We start from the raw sequence: 23,036 nt of genomic DNA, 5'->3' as shown, positions 1-23,036 counted from the left end.
TTATCCTGGGTTTCTTCTGGATTATAAAAGCACTGAATTTTCTCACAGGGACAAATACTCCAAGGTAATTCAGCGTACAATTTCATACGACTTTTCAACAATCATTACAATTATTTGAAATAATGCCAAAATTCATTCGTACAGCAGGAATATTTTTTCTATTCATATTTTGCCTTATGCAACCTGTGCAGGCTCAAGACACTGAAGCAGCTAAAGCATTGGTGAGTAAAGGAGATGAAAAAGTAGAGGAACAACGTGTTAAAGCTGCCATTAGACTGTATAGTCAAGCCATTAAAAAAGATAAAACGTATGCCATGGCTTATGCAAAGCGTGCAAAGGCTTATCAGGCAAATAAGAAGCTTTCATTGGCGATTAAAGATTACAGCAAAGCAATTAAACTTAACAACAAACTGGCAGGAGCCTACCGGGGAAGGGCTTATAGCAGGTTTTTGAGAGAAGATTACAAAGATGCGATTCACGATTATAATGAAGCCATCAGGCTACACGAAAAAGATACGTTTTCTTTTTATAGAAGGGCAGTTTCCAAATACCATATTTCAGACTACCGCTCAGCCTTCATGGACATAAATAAAGCCTTGAAACTAAACAAATTTCGCCCAGAGTTCAATTATTACCGAGGGTTGATCAGGGTGGCACTGAAAGACTCCAAAAACTCACTCAGTGATTATGATGAGGCTATTCGATTAAAACCAAAGTATGCAGAAGCTTACTACCATCGGGGGCTTGCCAAAAAGCAGCTTAATTATGATGGGGCACTTACCGACTATAACAAAGCCATCAGACTAAACCCTGTTTATCACGAAGCATATTTTAGTCGGGGCAGTTATTTTGTAGCAGAGGGCAAGCAAGACAAAGCATTGGACGATTTTAGCAAAGCAATTAAAATATATAACAAAGAAGAAGCTTATTTTGCCGAAAGGGCAAAGGCGCACGAACAAAACAAAGACCTAAAAGCTGCTCTCAAAGATCTTGATCGGGCTATAGAGCTAGACGGACGTAATCTAAAGTTTTATTTTAGCCGTGCTCGGCTCAAAGGTTTGCTCAAAGATTTTGATGGGGCAATGCAGGACATTCAATTTATTATAGATGAACAACCCAAAAACGTAGAGGCTTATATACAACGGGGTACAATCAAAGAAATAAAACTGGACTACAAAGGAGCCCTGGAAGACTTCAGTACGGCAATGAAAATGGCTCCCAAAAACCCGGAAATTTATAACCACCGTGGGGTAATTAAGTACAAATCAAGAAACTTTACTGGGGCACTCGAAGACTTTGATAAGGCAATTTCGCTCGATCCGCTTAACAATAAAGCTTACTATAACAAAGGAATGACGCAAATGTATATGGGTAAAAAAGAGGAGGCTTGTAAAAATTTGCGCAAAGCAGGAGAGTATGGACACCCTAAGGCGTATAAAATTGCCCGAAAGTATTGTAGCTAAGCCCCCCTCTCCTGCCATCAAGTAAGCGACAAGCTACCTCAAAAGTTTGTCGCTCCTATTGATTTATGCTCTGGGTACTTCCACTTTTTGTAACACAGGTTAGGAGGTTACCTGTCTTCGTATACTACCTTGATGTTGCGCAGGCGTAAGTAGTCTGCCAACCTTACTCCCTTGCGGCTTTGGTAATTTTTTATACGGTTATAGTGCACTTCGCTAATGTCTAAATACCCTTCAAATACTCTACCTAGCAGGTGCCATTCATCGTTGTTTCTCAACTGACAAGTTCCATCAATTGCTACATACACATGCAAAGGTTGATCTAAATGTTTGCCTACATAAAATAGTTGTCCCATATCGTCATAATTGCCATAGACCAAAGTATTGATGCTTTGTCTTTCTTTGAAGTCTTGCTTAGAGATGTGTTGATTGGGAACTTCGTTGATGAGTGATACAAGTTTTTGTTCATTGAGTTGAATACAGCGTACTAGCTGGTTAAATTTGTCTCTAGGTAGTTGGTGAGGATCAATGTAGATATTTAAACCGCTTTCGCTTTTATGGTTTACTTTCATAAATTTCACCTCCTTGTCTGCTTTGGCCATTGGTATGCCTTTGCGCCCTATGTTTTGTGAGACTACTTTACCATTATACATCAAGTCTATTTGAATATACAACTTGTGGTCTTTTTGGTTGTGATAAGAAGCAGTACGGAGTTGAATGGTTCCATTGTTACAGTGGATTTTGCCCAACTGTTCTTTTACCTGGCGTGTGCCGCATCCCCCTGCCAGCATCAACAAGCATATAGTGCCAATATACATATATTTTTTCATACAAATGTGGTAGTTTTTGCTCCCCTTCAATATTTAAAAATAGGCTACTTAGGAACGTAATCGCAATAACTGTCCGGTTTAGAACATATCCTCTTTCCTGACTTTCGTTACTTTTATTGTCCGTGGTACCGTCCCACGGTCTGGCTCAACATCCCCCGGATGTTGCCTTGCCCGCAAAAAGTGCCTCAGCCAGCCTTGAGTTTATGACCTCAATCTCGACACTTATTTTGAACATGTTCCTTAATTTACAATGTAGTGAGCATTTGCACTCATAAGTCACCTTGGTGAAAACAGCCCTTGTTTCAATGTTTATAATGACCAAATACGGGTGTTTTGATTTACCTGTCTGACTGCTCAATACGCCCTTTTAGAATAAAAACCTCTGTAAAAGTCTACATTTCATCATTGAATAAGCCAATTTTTGTTGTTATTTTGTAAAATACGCACATAAATCACGCCTCGTTTTAATGAAAAACCCATTAGTCTTTCACAAGATTGTAAGTGATGCGATCAAACTATAAACAATTCTGATCAAGCTCTTTTTATGATTACTAAACCATATTATAACTATGTACAATCCAAGGATCAATTGGCAGCTGATAGAAGCCACCAGATACGTAAGTATTTGGTTTGACGAATCGCTTTCATTATTTATACATCAATGGAGCAACCACAACCAAACAATGGGGGTAAACTTTGAAATATTTATAGAAAACGCTCAAGTGGTAGCAAAGTATCAGGTAATGCTACAGCCCAAGACAGTAATTATAGATGCTACTGGACTCAATATTACTTTTGGCAGTGAGATCAACAATGGACGGGACTGCATATAGGAGAAGCTATGCACGCTGCAGGTAGCGAATACCTTGTGTTGATCAAAAGTAAGGATATTTTACCCAAATTTCAATTGAACAGTTGCTCGAGGAGGCAAAGGAACCACAGTTTCAACTTAGGTTTTTTAATACCCTGACACAGGCTTTAAACTGGCTGGATGTATAGCCATGGAACACGAATCAAGTTTACTGCAATTATTGCAAAGCAACGATCTCTCTCACCTTAAGCTGGCTTTTGAGCTTTGCAAAGGGTTACAAGGGAACTATACTCCACAAGTAGCATTGGTATTGCAACAATACCCATTGTTTTGTGCAATGTATGCACTTGAGACCGATTTTTGTGCCAACCTACAAGAACTCAACCTAAACAACCAACAGCTGGAAGTATTGCCTCCAGCAATAGGACAACTCAAACAATTGCATAGCCTGTGGGCGTGGAAGAATAAATTGACTAAATTGCCAGTTGAAATAGGAGCATTGACTCATTTAAGGGTATTGTCGCTACAGTATAATCAATTGACCTGTTTGCCGCCCGAAATAAGTCGCCTTACTCAATTAAGAGATGTGTATTTGTATGGTAATAAAATATCTGCCGAAGAAAAAAGGAAAATAAGCCAATGGTTGCCCAACAACTGTGATATAAGATTCAAACGTTTTGAAGATTGATAATTAAAATGTCTGAAAATAACGAAAAAATATTAAAACTGTTGCAAAGTGGTGACGAGCAAAACATTGCGCTGGCTTTTCAGCTTTGTGTGGGGCTTCGAAAGGGCTACAATAAGGCTGTAGCAAAAGAGCTACATAAACACGTGTTTTTTTGTGTGAGGCATCAACTTGAGCCAGGCTTTTATAAAAACCTGACCAACCTTTTAATTTCTGACAAGAACCTTCAACAGCTTCCAGCAGAAATTGGGCAATTAGTCAATCTTACTGACCTATCGCTGGGGTACAACCAAATACAGGCTCTGCCTATAGAAATTGGTAATTTACACCACTTGAAAGAGCTCTGGATCACCAATACCAAAATAAAAACACTGCCTGCCGAAATAGGAAAACTGCATCAATTAAGATCACTCAGTTTGTATGAAAATCAACTGGAAACCCTGCCCAAAGAAATTGGGCAACTAAGCAAACTACAAGACCTGAGTCTGCACCACAATCGTTTGAGTCAAGTACCTGTCGAAATAGGTCAGTTGTCTAACCTGCGACGGCTTTACCTCAATAGCAACCAATTGCAGGACTTACCCTCACAACTACAACAACTCACCCAGCTAAAAGTGCTCAGGCTGGGAGGCAACCCTATGAACGCCAATAATCAAAAGAAGTTGATGGAATGGTTGCCTAATTGTGAGGTGGAGTTTTGAGCGGTGAGATGATCAGGAACTACAATTATACGCCACAATTGCTGATTAAGTAGCAGCAAGTAATTAGCTATAAGCTACAAGTAAGAGCAACCTACTCGTAATATGGTATATACCTACTCATTAGGTATATTTAATGCTGCCTTGGTACTTATCTACCTCCACCATAGCATAATTTTTTAGCCCTCTCCCCTATCGAACCTAAATTTCAAGTAATGGATTTTGTGCCCTTCGGCCACAAACTTGAGTTCGTAGCGGGTTTTGATATCGTGGTGTTGGGCAAGCAGTTTCTCCTCTTTGTAGAGGTCACGGGTAAATTCAAAATCTTTAATTTTCCAATCTTTGAGCACTTCCAGGGTGTATTCAAACAAGCCTGCATTGTCGGTTTTGAAGTGTAACCAACCATCGGTCGTCAACAGGTTTTTGTACATGGTCAAAAAACGGGCATTGGTCAGGCGGCGGCGTTCGTCACTGTCTTTGGGGCGTGGATCGGGGTGTACCACCCATATTTCGTTTACTTCGCCAGGGGCAAAATACTGCTCAATATTTTGGATAAAAGTGCGTAAAAACCCTACATTTTGCAATCCGTTTTGAGTAGCAAACTGGCTACCTTTCCAGATACGATCACCTTTGATGTCTACCCCTACAAAGTTGCGGTCGGGGTATGCTTGCGCCAACCCTACTGTATACTCTCCTCTGCCACAAGCTAACTCTAATACTATATCACGGTCGTTTTTAAAAAACTCCTCTCTCCATTTTCCCTTAATCGTATCATACAGAGGTTTGCCTGGCTGTACCACATTCGGATTCTCTTCGTTTTGCTTAAAACGCTCTAGTTTGTTTCTTCTCCCCATTGTTTTTTTATTTGATTAGGCAAAAAACAGACAAAAGGCTTCTGCTCTATTGTCTGTTACCTAAAATATTCGGCAAAATTAGTTATTGTTGGGGCTTTTAGCAACTATGCAGCAAAATGCCTGAAGGAGGCAAGCTGTTTTTCAAACTGGGCAACCATTACCTCTGGGGTAGCGCTATGCAAATATTACTTTTGCCACCCAACCATCTTATAACATTGAAAATCAAAGTTTTACAAAAAACCCAGGAATAGTAAGCAAACACTAAATAGTACTTTACAAATAAAGTATTTAATATTTTTACTTTGACTTGTTTTGAGTTTATGCGGCTTTTTTTTAGATTTGAAAAAATGACTCACAGTCATAATATTTGAAAGATATGGGAACACCAAAGGACATCAGAAAAAAACAAAGGTATGAGGCGATTGTAGATGCAGCCGAAAAGGTGTTTTTTTCTAAAGGAATTGACAATGCTTCAATGGACCAGATAGCCAAACAAGCTGGACTGGGTAAAGGCACCTTGTATTTATATTTTGAGAGTAAAAATGCATTGTATCGGGCTATTTTATACCGGGCTTTTGCTACCTTAAAAAAACAGTTTGAAGAGGCTCTCGATGAAGAAAATACTGGGTTTGAAAATATGAAAACCATACTGAGGGTATACCTCGAATTTTTTTATAATCACCCCCATTATTTCAATGCTATTTTACATTTTCAAAATGACTTGTTCAACTTGGACGCCATGGCATCGGAGCAACAAATTTACCTTGCCGAAGGAGTGGCTATTATTGAACTTGGGGCACAACTCATAGAAAAAGGGCAACAAGATGGTAGTATCAGAAATGATTTGAAAGCAATAGAAGCCGCGTATGTATTTTGGGGGCAAACGATGGGGGTACTACAGCTAGTACAAAAGAAAATGGCCATTGTTACTCATTATCACCAATTAGAAGCTGATCAGTTAATTGTACAGCACTTTAAGCTGATTGAATATGTGCTCAAGGGCAGTTAAGCTATGACTACAGGAATTGCTATAAAGTTATTCCTGTATATTTTTTTGCCATAAAAATGACTTTCAGTCATTTTTCATTAAAACATACAATTTAATCACCAAAATAAACCAAAAACATTCTACTATGAGTTTACTAAAAAAACTAGGTTTCTTGAGCATATTCACTATTCCAGCCCTCATTGTATGGGGATATTATATGGGTGGAGGCTGGACATTTAGCGGTTTTGTATTTGGCTATGGAATTATTCCACTGTTGGATACTATTATTGGCAAAGACCCCGAAAACATCACCGAAGACTCGTTTGATCAGGTCATCAGCAACCGTTACTTTTATGCCGTGGTATACGCGCAAGTGTATGTACATGTAGGTATTGTGTTGTTTGCAGGCTATGTAGTATCGTTACAAACTATGACCGCCCTCGAATGGACAGGTTTGTTACTAAGTGTGATGTTGTTTATGAGCAGTGGTATCAACATTGCCCACGAACTAGGGCACAAGCGCAGCAAAGTAGCACAGTTTCATAGCCAACTTACGCTGATGTTGGTGGGTTATATGCATTTTTTTATAGAGCATAACAAAGGGCACCATGTACATGTAGCCACTCCTAAAGACCCGGCCACCAGCAAAAAAAACCAAACCTTTTATGCTTTTTGGGTACAATCAGTATTTGGAGGTTGGCAAAGTGCCTGGGATATAGAAAGCCGCCGTTTGCAACGTCACGGACTCAAAACCTGGAGCCGTCATAATGCTATGCTGTGGTACATAGCGTTGCCGTTAATTTTTTGCACCTTGCTTACTACTATATTAAGCTGGGGTAGTGGCGCTGTAATATGGGCAATACCTGCTTTTTGGGTGGCACAAAGCATTCTGGCGTTTTCATCACTTGAGGCAGTCAATTATGTAGAACATTATGGCATTGTGCGCCGGGAAATAGCTCCTGGCAAATACGAAAGGGTAAACCCACTACACTCGTGGAACTCAAACCACCGAGTGAGCAATTTCTTTTTGTTTCAGCTACAGCGTCACTCTGACCACCACGCCCATGCAGCACGTCCCTATCAAGTGCTTCGTCACTTCGACGAAAGCCCTCAATTGCCTTCAGGCTACCCTGTAATGATATTAATGTCGTTGGTACCTCCGCTTTGGTTTGGGGTAATGAATAAAAGGCTGGAACGCTGGAAAAGTAAGGCGTATGATGCTGAACATATCAAGCAGGTGGTGCAAGCAACAGTGTAGAAGAGCTTTACATCATTCTTTTAACAGAGGGTAGCACGTAGATTTCATTAATCATCTGCCAAACTTTTTTTGGAAAAAAAGGAATAGATTGCTCTTGGTTTTTATTTAGCAAAAGATAGAAACTCAAATCTTTACGTTCATAGTGTGCAAAAGCATAAGGAGGAAAGAGGTTTTTCATTAATAAACTATATATTCGGAATCGCTTGGTGTTTTCTTCACGTTCACCTGCTAACGAAGCACCTATAAACATAAATGAACAGTTTTTATCTTTTTTATAGAAAAAAAGCATCGCTTCTACACACGTTCTGATCACTTTAGTAGCTTTTGTACTACCCCTGTAAAGTCCAGAAAGAGTGTTAAAGCGATCTTTTCTATTGATATCTTTGTGAAGACAAAAACTCAACTCAAAAGTGTTATATTCAAACTCTTCCAAAGATATGGTATATAATACTTTGTTTGAATCTCTGAAATTAAACAAGTGCTCTCTTTTAAAATGCTTTTTATCAGAAGCCCTCGACGTATTAGGACCTAAGTAGTTGATTTTATAGAAAGAATCAAACATTTATAATGCAGTAACTGATTATTTATATTACAAACTGATACGACTTATTGCGTTCTTTCCACAAATCACCTTCTGTTAATGCTCTTACGCCTTCTGGTAATTCAGATGGTTTTACACCACTATTGAATAAGTTTAAGCCCTTTTCTATTTCTTTCACACAATTACCTACATCACTCACAAAATCGTAAGTGAGATTCACATAAGACTTAAATACTCTTGGAAAATCATCAAACTCTTCTAAACTCCTAATTTGCTCACAGTGCGACTGCATAGTTTTACTATTATTAAGGAGGTCTTGTGAATTATCAAAAAAAACTCTTGCCTCTAAATAGTTATGAGGAGTAATACTGATGCTTTCTCCATCAAAAATCAAAGATTTCACTTCCTTAAAAGTTTTATAAACCTTCTTTACCTTACGTTTTTCTTGATAAACAATATATTTTAGTTCAAAGCTTGTTCTTTTTTCATTTAATATTGATCCTAATAAATCAGTTAAATAAGCAAGACTCAACTCATTGCTAAAATTTGATATTGTTTGTGTGACTTGCATTTTTCTTGTTATTGATTCAATTACAAATTTACTAATAGTATGGGGTTATAACGATGCTTTGTACGAAAAACTCATATAAAAAGCCTCTGAAAATATTTAAATTTAGACTTACATCTCATCTAACTACTCATACAACCACTCCAACCCCTCTTCTCTCGTTTTAAAAATACGGTAAATGTCATTACTTGCTTCATAATTGGTGCGGGTATTAATGGTTTCTATAACGTTGTCTATAGAGTGTTGCAAAAACACATTGCGTGACAATATCAGGGCTGTTTTGATAGGGTTGATATGGAAAGCCCGTTTGATAGTTTCGTTGGCTACCCATTGTTGATCATTTCTGGCAATGGTACCATGTTCACGGCCGTCGAAACACCATTTTTTTATGTTTTTTTGCTCTGATAAATCATAGAAAGCAAGGAGGGTTTCCCGATACTTTTCGCCTTGTACAAAGTGCTTCCAGGTAAGTATCAAGGCATAATGGATCGCATCGTATTCGATAAGCGCCTGATCATTTTCGTAACATTTTTCCATAGACATAGCGGTACCTGAGTTAAAAACCGATCTGCTCTTAAGTTACAAAATGTACCAAAACAATGCACGGTTCATTTACTTTTTTTCCCTAAGCAACAGAAAGTTGCTTAGGGAAAAACCAACCAATGATGCTATAAGATCACTTACCCTATACTGACTGCTTCAAGCAAAGGCAAATAGACCTTCATATAATCATTGGCTTTTTCGGTTTTCAATGACAAATTACTCAGGTAAGCATACTTTTGTTGAAGTGGCAACAATAACACTTCTATGGCATCAAAGGTGAGGTGTTTGCCCTGTATTGTCAGCAACAAACGAGCATGAGGGGTGGTAGTCACCTGTATTTGGGGCAAAGAATTTTGCCGGGCAGCAGTCAATATAGGTAATAGTATGTATTGAATCGCAAAAGGAATAATTTGCCGATGCTCCATTGCAGGGGCTATCTGCCAGTCAATTTCCACAGGGCGGGTCAATTGGTGTTGCAACAAAAAAAGGTATTGTTTTACAAAAGCGACTTCGGTGTGTAAATCTACCAGTTCTTCGTCTTTGTGCTGTAAAATATATCGATAGGTTTGCGAAAGTTTTTCGGTAAAATCTAAAGCTTCGTCTTCGCTTTCTTCTATCAATGCTTCCAGCAAATGTAAACTATCAAACAAAAACTCAGGGTTTACTTGTTGTTTGAGCAGTTCAAACTCTGACACCACCTTTTCGCCCTTAAGGTGCTCTGCCTCCAGCAGGGTGGCTTTCCACATACCAAAAAAATAGCGGCTTTCATAAATAGCCCCCAGCACTAAGGTCAACAAAGCAGCCACTGCCATGATTGTTCCCACTGGTACCAGGCTAAAAGCAATACCATAGCTCCAGGTAATTACCCGCAAACCGATGAAAATAACTGTACAAGTATATAATACAGTGCTCCCTATAGTGGCTATGGTTCTTATTTGGGTTTGTTGTATTTTGGCATAACGTTGCCTGAACATTTGTACAATTGCCTGGTCGCCTTCCCAAATAACAATTGAAAACAAAAATGAAAAAAGTACATTCTGTGGGTAGTGGGTCACATTTTGAGGTGCCAGTTCTATAGCAAGTGGTATAAGGAGACTCATTGCCAACATTCCGACATAACGCCAGTGCCATTTAAAAATTCTAATACGAAAGTAACTCATGACAACAAAGGGGCTAAGGATTCGGCTACCGACTTGTTTGATATTGGCTGCTCAAGCAATGGCAACCTTACTTCAAAAGTGGCTACCTTGGGTTGTATAGTTACGGGTTGTTGGGTAAAAAACGCGTAACGATCTTTGATATTTTTTAATCCAATATGGGTTGAGTTTTCGCGCATGCCTGAAGTAACCTTTTTGAGCTGTAGGTTATTGCGCACAATCAAGTGATTACTTTTGGTTATAATGTTTAGATACAGCGGACGGGCACTGGAAATAACATTGTGCTTGATGGCGTTTTCTACCAGCATTTGTAAGCTCAAGGGCACTATTTGATGCTGCAAATAGTCTTTTTCTACCAACATTTGCACTTTTAGATTATCACCAAACCTAATTTGCTGCAAAAACAAATAGGCTTTGATAAACTCAAACTCGCGTGCTACAGTGGTAAGTTCTTGGTTTTGGTGCTGTAAAATATAACGGTACACCACCTCTAGTTTACGGGTAAACTTTTGGGCTGTTTTTTTATCTTCTGGAATAAGAGTAAGCAATGTATTGAGGCTGTTGAACAAAAAATGAGGGTTTACCTGATTTTTCAGTACTTCGAGCTGCGATTGGGTAGTTTGTCGCCTTAGTTTTTGGGTTTCGATGACCGACTCCTGCCAGCGTTCAAACAGGTAACGACTCTCGTAAAATGCGCCAATAAATAAGGTAATGACCAGGTTAAAAACCATGCTTTTGGGGATAGATGACCAACGACAAGGTACATTGTATAATACACTTGCCAGCCAATGGTTAAAGGTAACCAAACCAAGTATAAAGAGGCACATCACCACAAACTCTAATAATATGCGCACGAATGCCTGCGAATGCTTGGGGTATTTATTCTGGTAATGCCACATAACCAACACTGCCCCCTGCCAGTTGATAAAGCTCATCACCAGGTTGTGGGTAAGCCCAATAATGCCTATATCGACCGAAGAGGCTAGAAATATCATCAAGCTCAGTACAACGATCCCCGTGTACCTTATGTGTTTCTCTTTGACTTGCATATTTTCATGTACAAAAAAACCATTAAAAATGTGATTAAAACACCACGTTTTTAATGGTTTACAAGATAAGCTAAAAGCTGAACCTCTGCTACTTTTTTAGTACCAAAACAGGTTAAACGCACTATTATCATTTGGAAACCGTTTTCCATACAAATGATATGTCTCACAACAGGCAAAACCTTAAAAAAAACTTTTTGAATGCCATTACTCCTAGAAACTCCGAAAAAATCGGGCAATCTTGAGCAATATTTACCATTCAAGAGTAGATTTATATGGTTCTTACACCTAGTAAATATGAAGGTTTCTTCATAGTGCGTTTAACCTAGTACCAAAACAAAACTTTAGTCATCTCCTTTGGGTTTAGATACAAATATCATCGCCATAGACTGGGAAGACCCCTCATCTTTCAATATCAATTTTTCACTACTCAACGATATAATATTGAGGGTGGTTACCTTATCACCTTTGGCAGTAGTGGTCAGGGTTTTGCCATCATCAGATAATTTCCAAGTCATACTTTCGGTTTTACCCTTGTTCACAGCATCACAAGTTCCATCACTTTTAAAAGTAATACTTAAATCACCCATCACAGACTTCATCATAGCCTTTTGCTCATCAGTCATACTAGCAAATTTTTGCTTTTCAGCATCTGACATGGTCTTCTTCATTTGCTCTACCATATCGTCAAAAGAAAAAACCCAACGTTGCGTCAACATTTCTTTAGCTGACTGAGCTTGTACCATACCAGCTCCTAACAACACAAGAGCGACCATTAATATACATTTTTTTAGTTTTATCATTTTCATGAATTTTTGTCTAAAAAGGGATTAATCTACCTTTGGCTTAAACACCAACATCACTCCTTTAGTATCACTTTCTTCCTGCAACACCAGGCTGTCTTTGGTAATTTTTATTATTTTCAATCGGCTTACCTTGCCATTTTTCTCAGTGGTAGTCAAGAGTTTGTCATTGTCTGATAGCTTCCAGGTCATTTCTTCTTCTTTGCCGTTCATTGAGGCCTTCGCTGTTCCACCTGACTTAAATACGATGTAGGATTGTTCTATCATTGCTTTCATTTTCGTCCGTTGCTCTTCAGACATTTTACTCATCTGTTGTTTTTCTATCTCTGGCATATTTTCCATCATCCCCTCAAAAGAAAACCTCCAGCCTTTGGTCAACATTTTCTTTGTAGACTGTGCCTGAACCATACTCAACCCACCCAATACCAATGCCAGTGCCAATAAATATTGTTTTAACTTCATCATGTTTAGTTTTTAATTTTAAAAAGTGTTTCAGGCAATGAGGTAAAAGTACTAGGATGTTTTTGGGAAGGCTACAGGCAGTATACCCGCTTGTCCTAAGTGTGTTTATTACTTGGCGAGCCGCACCAAAAAACCTTGATCATTCAACTATTGCCAGGTTATATATACCTATTGGGAGCAAAAATTGTTTGCATGGTAATATAATATCAGTGCACACTGGTATAAAAAAAGCTACCTCAGACGAAGTAGCTTTTTTGTGTTTCAATCTAAAACCCATTAAAAACTATTGTAATATTTTTAAGAAAACCACCACCTACAAGAAAGGAGAGATAAGTAAATCGTCAGGCGGTGGTTTTTCAAAGTAAATGTTGTTAGTAAAAGTTTCTGATATTTATTACATTAGAAGTGGTATTCAGTGGAGTGTTTTTTTTAAAAAAACACAGACACTGCTCAAAATCAACCTATTAGCACCTATAAAAATCACAGAAAACCTATTTTATGGAAATAGACAAAGTGACATCAATCAATTTATACCAGGCAACTTCCCGACTCAAGGTAGTCATCAATGAAAGTAACTTTTCGGGAGCGTTAACAGGTTGGAACAATGAAACGCTTGCCCTTCACAAAAAGCCTAACACTACTTATACAGGGTTTGTATGGCAAGGTTCTGCCTGGCTCACTACCTCACAAGGCGAGTTTGTACTGCAAGAGGGAATGTATTTTATGGTATCAGACCAAGCCAGGCTACAAGGCAATGGACAAGGTTTTGTGATTGCCCAGCCAGGCTACCGGGGAATGTTTATGCTGGGAGGTCCAGTAGAGCAAAAAGGGCGTTTGCAGTATATAGATGGTTGTACCGACACATTATTGATTGCTCCTGCCACATTGGGCGACCCTTGCTTTAACTTATTACACATTCCAACCAACACCTTTCAGTCGCAGCATACACATCCCTCGTTTAGGGTTGGCATGGTCGTGAGTGGTATGGGCGAATGTATTACACCAGAAGGTAATTTTGAATTGAGTCCAGGGCAGGTGTTTTATATTCCTAAAGATAGTATACACAGTTTTAAGACCAACCAAAACGACTTGCGGGTAGTGGCTTATCATCCTGACTCTGATTTTGGACCTACCCACCAAAACCACCCAATGATTAACCGAACTATACTTTAGAAAAACTATGAAATGCCCTAAGTGCGAACACGAACAAAAATACAAAGAAGGCATGACCTGCCTCAGCTGTAAGTACAAGTTTATCATTGACCCCAAAGAAAAAGGGCACCTGAATGATTACAAGATGAAATTGCGGATTGAACAGGTGAGTCAATCGGGACAAGTATATTTTACGCCACGCCAACTGTATGCCTTGTATAGGGGTAAGTTTAAAAAAAGTTATGCATTGACTATGTTAGTTTTTGGTGCAATAGTAATCAGTCTATTCCTTGCAGGTGGTAGCCCCGAAGGAGCCGTAGTAGTAGGTGTAGGGTTTACTATAGCCATTTTATATGAAGTTTTTAAAAAGTCGTGGTTATCAGAGCAAAACTTTTTGGCTACTTTTAATCATTGGTATACCCGCAGCGAATTGGTCAAAGAAGTGAAACACTTGGTGCTGCAACCTGAGCTAAAACTCCCCAAAAACGTGCGTGAAAAAGACATTTATAATTATGGAGTAGAAGCAGTCATTGTAACCGATCAGGATGTGTACGTAGATTTGTTTGTAAAAAATAATTACCACACCCAATACAAGGCATTGATTATATCTAAGCATCTCTACCCTACATATTTGACCCCTCGCCTAAAGCAACTATTGCAAGAAAAACCTGACTTGCCTCTGTTTTTTATTCATGATGCTACACTAGAAGGTTTGCAAACAATGACACAGTTTAGAAACCGGGCTGAGCTTGCTACTGAAGGACACCCTTGCATAGACTTAGGGCTTACTCCTGCCCATTTTAATCAGCTCAAGCCTCTCAAAAGGTTACTTCAGGGCATTGATGATACTCACGCTCCACTTGATTATTTGCAACACCAACATTTTACGTCTATTTTTAACAAATACATTGTAGAACGTGCCGAACAACAAGCATTACTAAGCGAAGAAGAACTCTCGGTAATAGAAGCTGATGAGTTGTCGGATCGAATATTAATGATTGACTTGATTGCTGATGATTTTGGATAGGTCTTTTTTGCTTGCTTTGCTCTCAATCAACAGCTAACACTTGTTTGTTATTAAAATACACCCAATCGTTTAACTCATCATGTCTGTAATATTTGGATGTACCCACACTCAAGCAAATGAATTGTCCCGCATGTTTGCTCAGGTAAAACACCGAGGCAGTCACGAATACCAGTCGGCAACTGCCCCAAAAAGTCAGCTCTCAGTAGGTTTTAGCATTCCTGCGCATGAACATATTCACCGCTACAGTTCGGGCATTGCCCAAAACCAAGGCATATTATTGGCAGTTTCGGGCAATATTACCAATCAGGGTTTTGAACCTTTGTCACCTACCCACTTGCTGGAACTTTACACCCACCAAGGCATTGATTTTTTAAAAGGTATTCGGGGGGCTTATACGTTGGTCATCACTGATAGCGAGGACATATACATTGCCCGTGATGGCACTGGGCAACGAACCATATTTTATACCACCCAACAAAACCGTTTGGCGTTTTGCAACGAAGCCAAGGGGATTTATGCCTTGCCTCATTTTAACAAACAACTCAACCTTGCCGCTATTCCGGTATATTTTACATTTAGCTTTTTGCCCTTGCAAACTACCATGATGCAAGACGTATATGAACTACCCGCAGGTATGTATTTGCACTATCACCCTAGGCAAGGGGCACAAACCCATCGTTTTTTTGAGCTAGAGGCTTTCGCCAAAGCCCAAGAACAAAGCACTGAGTATTGGATAGACCGCATTAGGAAAGAGGTAGACCGAGAGATAGAGGCAAAAATGGCGGGTGAAAAAGAAATTGGAGTATTTCTGTCAGGAGGGCTCGACTCTAGCATTTTAGCGGCAAGAGTAGCACAGCTATCCTCCAAAAAAATTCATACTTACTCTATTCATTTTGGCAAAAAATACCGCAATGAATTGCACTATGCCCAAAAAGTAGCCCAACGCTACCAAACCCAACACCACGAGGTAGAAATTAAGCCTAAAAACTTTGTTCCCCAGTTGCGTCAAGCTATTTGGCACCTCGATGACCCTGTGGGTGACCCCATCACCATTCCTAACTTTGAACTTGCCCTGTTTGCCTCACAAACTACGCGGGTAGTGTTTAATGGTGAAGGGGGTGATCCTTGTTTTGGTGGTCCCAAAAACATTCCTATGTTGCTCAATCATTGGTATGGAGGCATCGAACACCCCCCCTATTTTCGTGAAAAAGCTTACCTGGCTTCTTACCGTCGGGGGTATGCTTACCTAAGGCAAATACTCGCACCTCGTTTGTTAGAAGGGTTTGATGAAAACCAACACTTGGTGCCTATCCTGACCCCATTTTTTGAGCGCAAGCATCAGAATTTTCTTGATAAACTTATGACCATTAACATGCGGCTTAAGGGGGCACACCTTATTTTGCCCAAAGTAGAACGCATGTTGGGTGCTGTAGGAGTTACTCCTATATCCCCTTTGTTTACTTCAGAAATTGCGCAAAGCAGCATAGAAATGCCCTCGCAGCTCAAGCTACAGCAAGGCATCGAAAAGTATATTTTAAAACAGGCTTATGCCAATGAATTACCCCCAGAGATTATTCGACGCCCTAAAAGCGGCATGCGGGTGCCACTGCATTATTGGTTTCAGGGGGAGATGAAAAAATACGCAAAAAAAATACTCTCACCCAAAAGCATCAAACGTAGTGAATTGTTCAACCCCACCACTGTAAAAACTATCCTGAAGTATAATAAAGACACGGGGATTCATCGCCACGGGCTACTGATATGGATGATGCTCACCTTAGAAATATGGCAACGTCTGTTTATTGAAGGGGAAGATTTGTAGTTTTTATATGGGCTTAAAGTAAGCCGATGTATAGTTGGTGTAACAAGTATTACTCACACCTGCCAGGCAGCTGTTGCCTCTGCAAGCTAAAACCAGCACATACAGGCATTTTTCACCATTGCTTAGGTTTATAACCTTACCCCCATGATTGTAATATCATCTCTTTGCTCAATGCCTTGCTGGTGCTCTGCGATTACTTGCTGTAGTAATTTTTTTTGCTCTAACATGGGTAAATGTGCATGTTCGTCAAAAAAAGATTTTATTCTGAGCGAACTAAACTTGATACCTTCGGGACCCGCCAAGCCCACCAAACCATCAGTAGTTAAGTAAATGGCCGATCCTTTGGGTAATAACAACGATTGATTAGTAAAAGCACGTTTTTTACGATGCCAACCTCCTATTATTTTACGATCTCCTTTTAACTCTTTCAAAGATGTTTTTTTATTTACTTTATAGTATAACGGGCGACGAGCACCTGTAAAAGACACCAATGTTTCCTGTTTGTCTGGCGTAGGCTCAAGCAAACAAAAACAAACATCCATTCCGTCTGCGTTGTACTTTTCTTCTTGTCGGAGTGATAGCCTTATTTTAGTATTGAGCATTTCGAGAATACGTACTGGCGAAAAAAAGTGACGTTGATTTACTATTTCGTTGAGTAGCGTGTTGCCAATCATAGACATAAACGCACCAGGAACTCCATGACCAGTACAGTCGATGACAGCAATAAGGGTAATGCTTTTATTTTTCTCTCCAGTAATTTGTTCATACACATTTTCTGAGATATGAGAAAACCAATAAAAGTCTCCTGAAACAATGTCTTTAGGACTATACAAAACAAAATGATCGGTCAAAACCTGGCGCATAGCGGTTTCATCAGGCAATATGGCTTGTTGGATAGTTTGGGCATACCTGATGCCTGAGGTGTAGTAATGATTTCTGGCTTCTACCAGTCGCAATACCTCTTCTTTTTCTTTTTTTTCCGATTGCAGCTCCTGCAGAGTTTCGTGTAGGCTTTCTGATTGTGCCATTATCTCCTCCTGCTGACGCTCCAGTTTTACATTTTTATAAATTAAATCTCCTCTTTGTTCCTCTAACTGCTTGAAGTGCTCCTGAAGCTTATCTCTTTGTCGAGTGACCTCTTCGGTACGCTCTGCAATCAAGGCTTCCAGACGTTCATTTTTTAGGCTAAGCCGACGCGAGTTCCACCAAATAAATATGACAACTAAACCTAGTACCAACAGAGATATTGACAGGTATACCCACGTAGATTTATACCAAGGCGTAGCTATTATAAAAGTATAAGTAGCTGCTTTGCTAATCGCTCCCTTAGTATCCCTTGCTCTTACCTTAAAAGTGTAGGTACCTGGGCTAAGGTTGGTATACTCTTTTTTGCGTGAACCCATCCACTCCGACCAATTTTGATCGTAGCCCACCAGCCAATACTGAAAACGACAAGATTTATGCAATGAGAAATGATTGGATGCTACTGTAAACCTAAAATCATTGATAGTAGTAGTGAAAACAGAGGGAGGAGTATCTTCTCTTATATGTCCGGCAAATAATAAGGAGTCTGCCCCTTCATTTCTTTCCCAGTCTACCCTGCGGATCAAGGCACTAAAAGAAGAATCCCTCGTAGACTTGTGACCAAGGTTGTACCAAACTACTCCCTGGCTAATGCTCAAAATAACGTTTTGTTTATCGATAAAGTAAATAAAAGGAGTTTGTCTGACTCTAAACATGTCATAGTTCAGGTCAGTTTTTTTGTAAGACTTACCATTGGTACTTTTTTCTACAATGCAGGTTTGGTCTTTTGTCAATACCCAAATTCTTCCCTTTGAATCTTGGTGTAACCACATCACAGGTTTGTTTTTGCCTATGACTGCTGATAATGCATGTGGCTGAAACTTGTCTTGGCTCTGGTTATATTCATATACACCTTTTTTGGTGGTGGCCAATAGCTTATGATTGATCAAGAATATCCGGTTTCCAGCATCAGCGGGTAAACCTTGCGCTTTGCCATAGCGGGTATAGCTGACCACACTGTCTTTGGTTTTGTTCAAACTCATTTTGAGTAACCCCTTGGCATTAGTTGTCCAAACATGGCCATTTTTGGTCTCAAACAGGTAACTTGCCTCATTAAAACTTCCATCAAATCCCTTGAGCTTTTCAAGTACACTATTTTTCTTATTTAAACGTAACCTATACAAACCATCTTGAGCACAAACCAGCATCAATTCAGGTTGTTGTATAAAAGACATCATAGACAGCACATGGGTATTGTGCGAAGTAAAAGATACCTTCTGATTATTATCGAGCGAAGCTATGCCCAATGAATGCCCCCCTATTATTTGTTGGTTATGCGATTGGGTCAAAAACCAGCTTTGTCCCTCAGTATTGTCTATTTTGCTGAAATAGTTATTTGATTCTTTGCCGTAAATTTTTTGGTGAAAAATGCCTTGTGAAGTGCCTATATAAAGGCTTTGATTATGCCTTAATGCAGTATATATCACCCCTTCCAATCCCGTTTTTTCATTAAGCACCGCAAAAGGTGAAAATATGTCAATATGAGCAACTCCACGCTCTAACCCCGCCCACAAACGATCTTGTCGATCAAGATAAAGCGAAAGTACGGTGTTAGACTTTAAGCCTTGCGATTTGTTAATTTTCTTGATTAAACGCCCCTTTTTATCAAAAATTAAAACTCCGGCATTGAGCGTACCAAAGGCAAAATAGTTGGGTGAGAGTTTTAGCCCGGTATACAACTGAGCTGGCTTGGTTAACTGGTTAGCTGATGAGCTCCAGGGGGCAATTGTATTTCCCTCATATAAGTATACACCTTGCCTGAAAGTCCCAATCAAAATTCTCTCTTTGTCAAGGGGCAGCATCGTATGTACTTTTTTATTGGCAAACAATTGTCCCTCAGGTATTAAGTTAAGTTTCGAGCCCTGTAATTGCTGTAATCCTGTATTTGTATCGTCAATGTATACCTTTTGATGTACCTTAAAAATACGATGAAAACGTTTTTTAGCCGGAACTCGAATAAATTTCCGGGTAGTTAGAGAATAGATATAAAGTGCGACTGGGCTAAAAAAAATAACTTGATGGGGGGTAGTAATAATTTTGGTAAATGTAGGTAAGGGAGCGTTGAACTGAAGTGTTTTTTGATAAAACGAGTGATATTGTAGTTTACCAGAAGCACTTGGTTGCAAAAAGCCCAGATGTCCGTTTCCTGCTACATATATTTTACCCTGTTTTCCTTGTGCAAGGGCTTTTGCTGGAGCTTGTTCCTTGAGTGAGATAAGCCTTTGATCTACTCCGTCAAACTCTACCACTCCATGATCGTTGGCTATAAACAACAAGCCTTGTGAGCCTTGCAAAATTTGCCAATTATGGAAAAGCTTAGGGTAGTCTTCCAGCGCATAGTTTTTCATCAGGGGTATCCCCTTATTCCTGATCTTAAGTGTATGACTTACTTGTGCGTATAGCTTAAATAAACTCAAGTACAATAAAACTCCCCAAAATATAAACCTCTGAACCATGCTCATTCATTATATCATCAACCAATCTTGTGCCGTGATAACTTGTATATATTTTTGGTTAATTGGTTGGGCATTTGATTGACCCCAAAGTTAAAGACTTTTAAGTAAGTAATTGCTAAAAAGTAAAGTATAAAAAACAAACAATGCACGTAATCTTATAAACAATCAATAGATAAATCAACAAAAACACTGATAAGTAAAAAACAGGCTTAGAGTTCAACCCCGATCAACAATATATCATCTCTTTGTTCTGCGTCTTGTTGAAAGTTATTCAATGCGTTTTCTACTGCAGTTTGTTGCTCATTCATTGACAAACTGGCACTGGTTTGTAGAATTTGCCTCAGCCGTTTGGTACCCATGCTTTTGCGTTTAGGGTTGGGGGTATCTACAAAACCGTCGGATGAGAGATAAACACGATCGCCCACATCTAAAATTAATTCTTTAGACGTAAAGTATTTTTCTGTGTAAGACTGCCAACCACCTATAGAAAAACGGTCTCCCTTTAACTCTTCCAGGTTGTCTTTATGGTAATAGTACAAACCTCGCTTAGCCCCTCCATACATTACTTTTGCCTTATCCTGTTCATACTCAATCACACACAAACAAACATCCATTCCTTCACGATTACTTGTTTTTTGTTGGTTCAGGTCTTCATAAATACTCTTATCGAGCAACCTTAAAATATCTGCCGGATCAGTTGCTTTTTTCTCATTAATGATCTGGTTAAGCAATGTGTTGCCTATCATACTCATAAAAGCCCCTGGCACTCCATGTCCGGTACAATCAACCGCTGCTACAATCACTTTTCCCTCTACTCTACTCAACCAGTAAAAATCACCTGATACAATATCTTTGGGGCGATAAATCACAAAGCCACCTTTCAATAAGCTCAACAGGTCTTCTCGGCTGGGCAAAATGGCTTGCTGGATATTTTGTGCATAATAAATACTGGTAGTAATAAATTTGTTTTGATGTTCAAGGTTTTTACTTTTCAGGGCTAGTGCCTCTTGGGTACTGATCAACTCTTCTACATTTTGGCGCATCTCTTCTTCTTGCGCGTGTAAAATTTCATTGGTTTCTTCTAATTCAATTTTTTGCTCTCCAAGCTGCTTTAACGCCTTTTTCAATACCAGCTCGCTCGACTTGATCCGTTGATTCTGAAGTTCTAACTCTTTTTGTTTTTTCTCCATCACCTCATGAATCGACCTCAGCTCTTCTACATTTTGGCGCATTTCCTCTTCTTGCGCCTGTAAAATATCTTTTTGCTCTTCAGCCTCCATCAACAAGTACGTTGTTTTGACCCCCGCCTGAATGTTCAAAATAGTAGAAGCAATTCTATCGGCAAGATTCTCGACAAACTCTATTTGATGATTTTCAAACTCAATGAATGAACCTATCTCCAGCACACCTATCTCCACTTGGTTTGAGATCAAAGGCACAATAAGTATATTACCGTTGGCAATTTCATCCATACCCAACGACACCTCAAAGTAATCAGCTGGCACTTTTATTTGGTGTATAGTACCTTTCTCTATGAGCGCTTGCCCCAACAACCCTCCGCCAAAGTTATCGTCTAACAGTATTTTACGGTCTTTCCGTCGTTTTTCGCTGTAGCCATAACAGCTCACCAGCTCTAGCTGTTTTTGAGCAGGTTTATCGGCAGTTTCTTTAATTTCGTTGAGCAAAAACAATCCCCCTTGATTGCCATTCATATATTTAACCAACTGACTTATCACTGAACTGGTCAAGTCTTTCAAGTCGGTATTGCCTGCACTTAAAGTATCACCAAACTCAGCCAGTCCGTGGCTTGTCCAGGTTTGCTTTTGGTTTTCTTCCATCAACTGACGCAAACGATCGCGTGCTACTACCAGTGTCATAAAAAGGCTGCCCTCAGCAATTACCCTGTTTTTGGTTTCCATCTCCAGCTGAACATCATAGTTGCCTTGCCCCAAGTGCTTCACAAAAGTTTTCACCTCTTTTAAATTATAAGCAAGCTCTGCTGTAGCATTGGCTATGCGCCCTATTTCGTCTTTTTGATCAATATCCAGCACCTCTTCCAGGTTGCCCAAAACCATATTATTTGCCACTTCGCTCAGCTTATGCAATGGGCGAAAAGCATACTTCCAAAAAATATAAATCACCAATAGTAAAATAAATACATTGCTTAGTATGACCAGGCGCCGCATCTCTGCTACTTTTTGCTGACTTGCTCTATTAGTAAGATTTACTTTTTCAATAATAAAGTTACTAGTAGCAGTAAATTTATTATTGGCAGCCACCGCTTTTTGAATAATGACTCTTTGCTGGGCAGGGGTGTACTTTCCAAAAGATTCCGTATTGATTTTGAGTATTTGATCCTGGTAGGCTTGCCAGTCTTTCTGAAGGGTATTGAACAAGGGGAGGACACTTGACTCGACTGGCTTTAAATGTACTACTTTATTATTAAAAACGACCTCGCCACCTAGTTGTAGCACCCGTAGTGCTGTTTCTAATTCGGCGATAGTAGTACCCAGTTCTTTTTTGGCGCTTTGGTCGCCATGTGCAATTTGTTGGCTTAGGCTCAATATTTTGATAGACAGGCTCCGGTTGCGCCCCGCAATGTTGATCCAATTATTGGTTTCCTCAACTGATTCACTGTTAAAGCCACGCATTACAAACTGACTTGCAATAATGATGAGCATTACGGCAAGCAGCGGAATAAATAGTTTGTATCTTATAGATAGGTTATGAAAGCTTTTAGCCAACTTTAGCATAAGTACTAATAGTTTTGTCTAGTTGAAAACACTCTTACA

20 protein-coding genes are annotated in these 23,036 nt (G+C 39.4%); 9 read left to right on the top strand and 11 right to left on the bottom strand.

Translation table 11 applies throughout. From position 1 onward, the window contains the following. The first annotated feature begins 122 nt into the window (after nt 1-122). Nucleotides 123-1,463: a tetratricopeptide repeat protein gene (locus M23134_RS11845; RefSeq protein ID WP_045113442.1), complete on the top strand. Its 1,341-nt coding sequence runs from the start codon at nt 123-125 to the stop codon at nt 1,461-1,463. Between the two features lie 107 nt (nt 1,464-1,570). Here M23134_RS11845 and M23134_RS11840 read toward each other — a convergent pair whose 3' ends face one another. Continuing rightward, entirely contained in the window at nt 1,571-2,290 is a 720-nt protein-coding gene (locus M23134_RS11840) for a hypothetical protein (protein ID WP_002696284.1), read from the bottom strand. Between the two features lie 569 nt (nt 2,291-2,859). Between M23134_RS11840 and M23134_RS11835 the strand changes: the two genes are divergently transcribed. From M23134_RS11835 to M23134_RS11825, 3 genes are all read left to right on the top strand, one after another. Next, nucleotides 2,860-3,123: a hypothetical protein gene (locus M23134_RS11835; RefSeq protein ID WP_002696282.1), complete on the top strand. Its 264-nt coding sequence runs from the start codon at nt 2,860-2,862 to the stop codon at nt 3,121-3,123. 168 nt (nt 3,124-3,291) lie between these two features. Continuing rightward, on the top strand, nt 3,292-3,789 hold the full coding sequence (locus M23134_RS37970; RefSeq protein WP_053337297.1) for a leucine-rich repeat domain-containing protein: 498 nt from the start codon (nt 3,292-3,294) through the stop codon (nt 3,787-3,789). Between the two features lie 8 nt (nt 3,790-3,797). Continuing rightward, entirely contained in the window at nt 3,798-4,487 is a 690-nt protein-coding gene (locus M23134_RS11825) for a leucine-rich repeat domain-containing protein (protein ID WP_002696280.1), read from the top strand. Nucleotides 4,488-4,663: 176 nt separating this feature from the next. Here the strand turns inward: M23134_RS11825 and trmB are convergent, their stop codons facing one another. Further along, a complete protein-coding gene (trmB, locus tag M23134_RS11820; protein ID WP_002696279.1) occupies nt 4,664-5,338 on the bottom strand; it encodes a tRNA (guanosine(46)-N7)-methyltransferase TrmB in 675 nt (224 codons plus the stop codon). 376 nt (nt 5,339-5,714) lie between these two features. Here trmB and M23134_RS11815 point away from each other — a divergent pair, with 376 nt between their 5' ends. Continuing rightward, on the top strand, nt 5,715-6,347 hold the full coding sequence (locus tag M23134_RS11815) for a TetR/AcrR family transcriptional regulator (protein ID WP_002696276.1): 633 nt from the start codon (nt 5,715-5,717) through the stop codon (nt 6,345-6,347). Between the two features lie 124 nt (nt 6,348-6,471). After that, nucleotides 6,472-7,584, top strand: coding sequence for an alkane 1-monooxygenase (locus M23134_RS11810; protein ID WP_002696275.1), 1,113 nt, complete (start codon nt 6,472-6,474; stop codon nt 7,582-7,584). A gap of 7 nt (nt 7,585-7,591) precedes the next feature. On the opposite strand, the gene M23134_RS11805 is transcribed toward M23134_RS11810, so the two are convergent. The 7 genes from M23134_RS11805 to M23134_RS11775 form a co-directional block, all read right to left on the bottom strand. Further along, complete coding sequence (locus M23134_RS11805) at nt 7,592-8,017, bottom strand: hypothetical protein (protein WP_157558454.1); 426 nt, start codon at nt 8,015-8,017, stop codon at nt 7,592-7,594. Between the two features lie 151 nt (nt 8,018-8,168). Next, the gene (locus M23134_RS11800; RefSeq protein ID WP_002696271.1) at nt 8,169-8,696 is read right to left on the bottom strand and encodes a hypothetical protein; all 528 of its coding nucleotides are present in this window, start codon (nt 8,694-8,696) and stop codon (nt 8,169-8,171) included. A gap of 123 nt (nt 8,697-8,819) precedes the next feature. After that, nucleotides 8,820-9,236 carry a hypothetical protein gene (locus tag M23134_RS11795; RefSeq protein WP_002696270.1) on the bottom strand — a complete coding sequence of 139 codons (417 nt, stop codon included), beginning with the start codon at nt 9,234-9,236 and terminating at the stop codon, nt 8,820-8,822. Between the two features lie 137 nt (nt 9,237-9,373). Further along, nucleotides 9,374-10,396, bottom strand: a complete 1,023-nt coding sequence (locus M23134_RS37965) for a histidine kinase (protein WP_053337296.1) — start codon at nt 10,394-10,396, stop codon at nt 9,374-9,376. After that, nucleotides 10,393-11,442: a sensor histidine kinase gene (locus M23134_RS11785; RefSeq protein WP_082226557.1), complete on the bottom strand. Its 1,050-nt coding sequence runs from the start codon at nt 11,440-11,442 to the stop codon at nt 10,393-10,395. The genes M23134_RS37965 and M23134_RS11785 overlap by 4 nt, the downstream gene beginning before the upstream one ends. 341 nt (nt 11,443-11,783) lie before the next feature. After that, a complete protein-coding gene (locus M23134_RS11780) occupies nt 11,784-12,242 on the bottom strand; it encodes a lipocalin family protein (RefSeq protein ID WP_157558453.1) in 459 nt (152 codons plus the stop codon). A gap of 27 nt (nt 12,243-12,269) precedes the next feature. Then, nucleotides 12,270-12,707, bottom strand: coding sequence for a lipocalin family protein (locus tag M23134_RS11775; RefSeq protein ID WP_002696266.1), 438 nt, complete (start codon nt 12,705-12,707; stop codon nt 12,270-12,272). 495 nt (nt 12,708-13,202) lie between these two features. Between M23134_RS11775 and M23134_RS11765 the strand changes: the two genes are divergently transcribed. The 3 genes from M23134_RS11765 to M23134_RS11755 all read left to right on the top strand — a co-directional run bounded on the left by M23134_RS11765 (nt 13,203) and on the right by M23134_RS11755 (nt 16,705). Then, complete coding sequence (locus M23134_RS11765) at nt 13,203-13,877, top strand: cupin domain-containing protein (RefSeq protein WP_002696264.1); 675 nt, start codon at nt 13,203-13,205, stop codon at nt 13,875-13,877. 7 nt (nt 13,878-13,884) lie between these two features. Further along, the gene (locus tag M23134_RS11760) at nt 13,885-14,883 is read left to right on the top strand and encodes a hypothetical protein (RefSeq protein WP_002696263.1); all 999 of its coding nucleotides are present in this window, start codon (nt 13,885-13,887) and stop codon (nt 14,881-14,883) included. Nucleotides 14,884-14,962: 79 nt separating this feature from the next. Beyond that, on the top strand, nt 14,963-16,705 hold the full coding sequence (locus M23134_RS11755; protein WP_045113438.1) for an asparagine synthetase B family protein: 1,743 nt from the start codon (nt 14,963-14,965) through the stop codon (nt 16,703-16,705). A 128-nt stretch (nt 16,706-16,833) separates the two neighbouring features. On the opposite strand, the gene M23134_RS11750 is transcribed toward M23134_RS11755, so the two are convergent. After that, nucleotides 16,834-20,136, bottom strand: a complete 3,303-nt coding sequence (locus M23134_RS11750) for a SpoIIE family protein phosphatase (protein ID WP_045113437.1) — start codon at nt 20,134-20,136, stop codon at nt 16,834-16,836. A gap of 317 nt (nt 20,137-20,453) precedes the next feature. After that, nucleotides 20,454-22,997: a SpoIIE family protein phosphatase gene (locus M23134_RS11745; RefSeq protein WP_002696255.1), complete on the bottom strand. Its 2,544-nt coding sequence runs from the start codon at nt 22,995-22,997 to the stop codon at nt 20,454-20,456. Between the last annotated feature and the right edge of the window lie 39 nt (nt 22,998-23,036).

The sequence above is a fragment of the Microscilla marina ATCC 23134 genome, assembly GCF_000169175.1.
Lineage (GTDB): Bacteria > Bacteroidota > Bacteroidia > Cytophagales > Microscillaceae > Microscilla > Microscilla marina.
The sequence above is the reverse complement of the archived record's forward strand: the minus strand, read 5'-3'. Positions and strand labels throughout refer to the sequence as shown.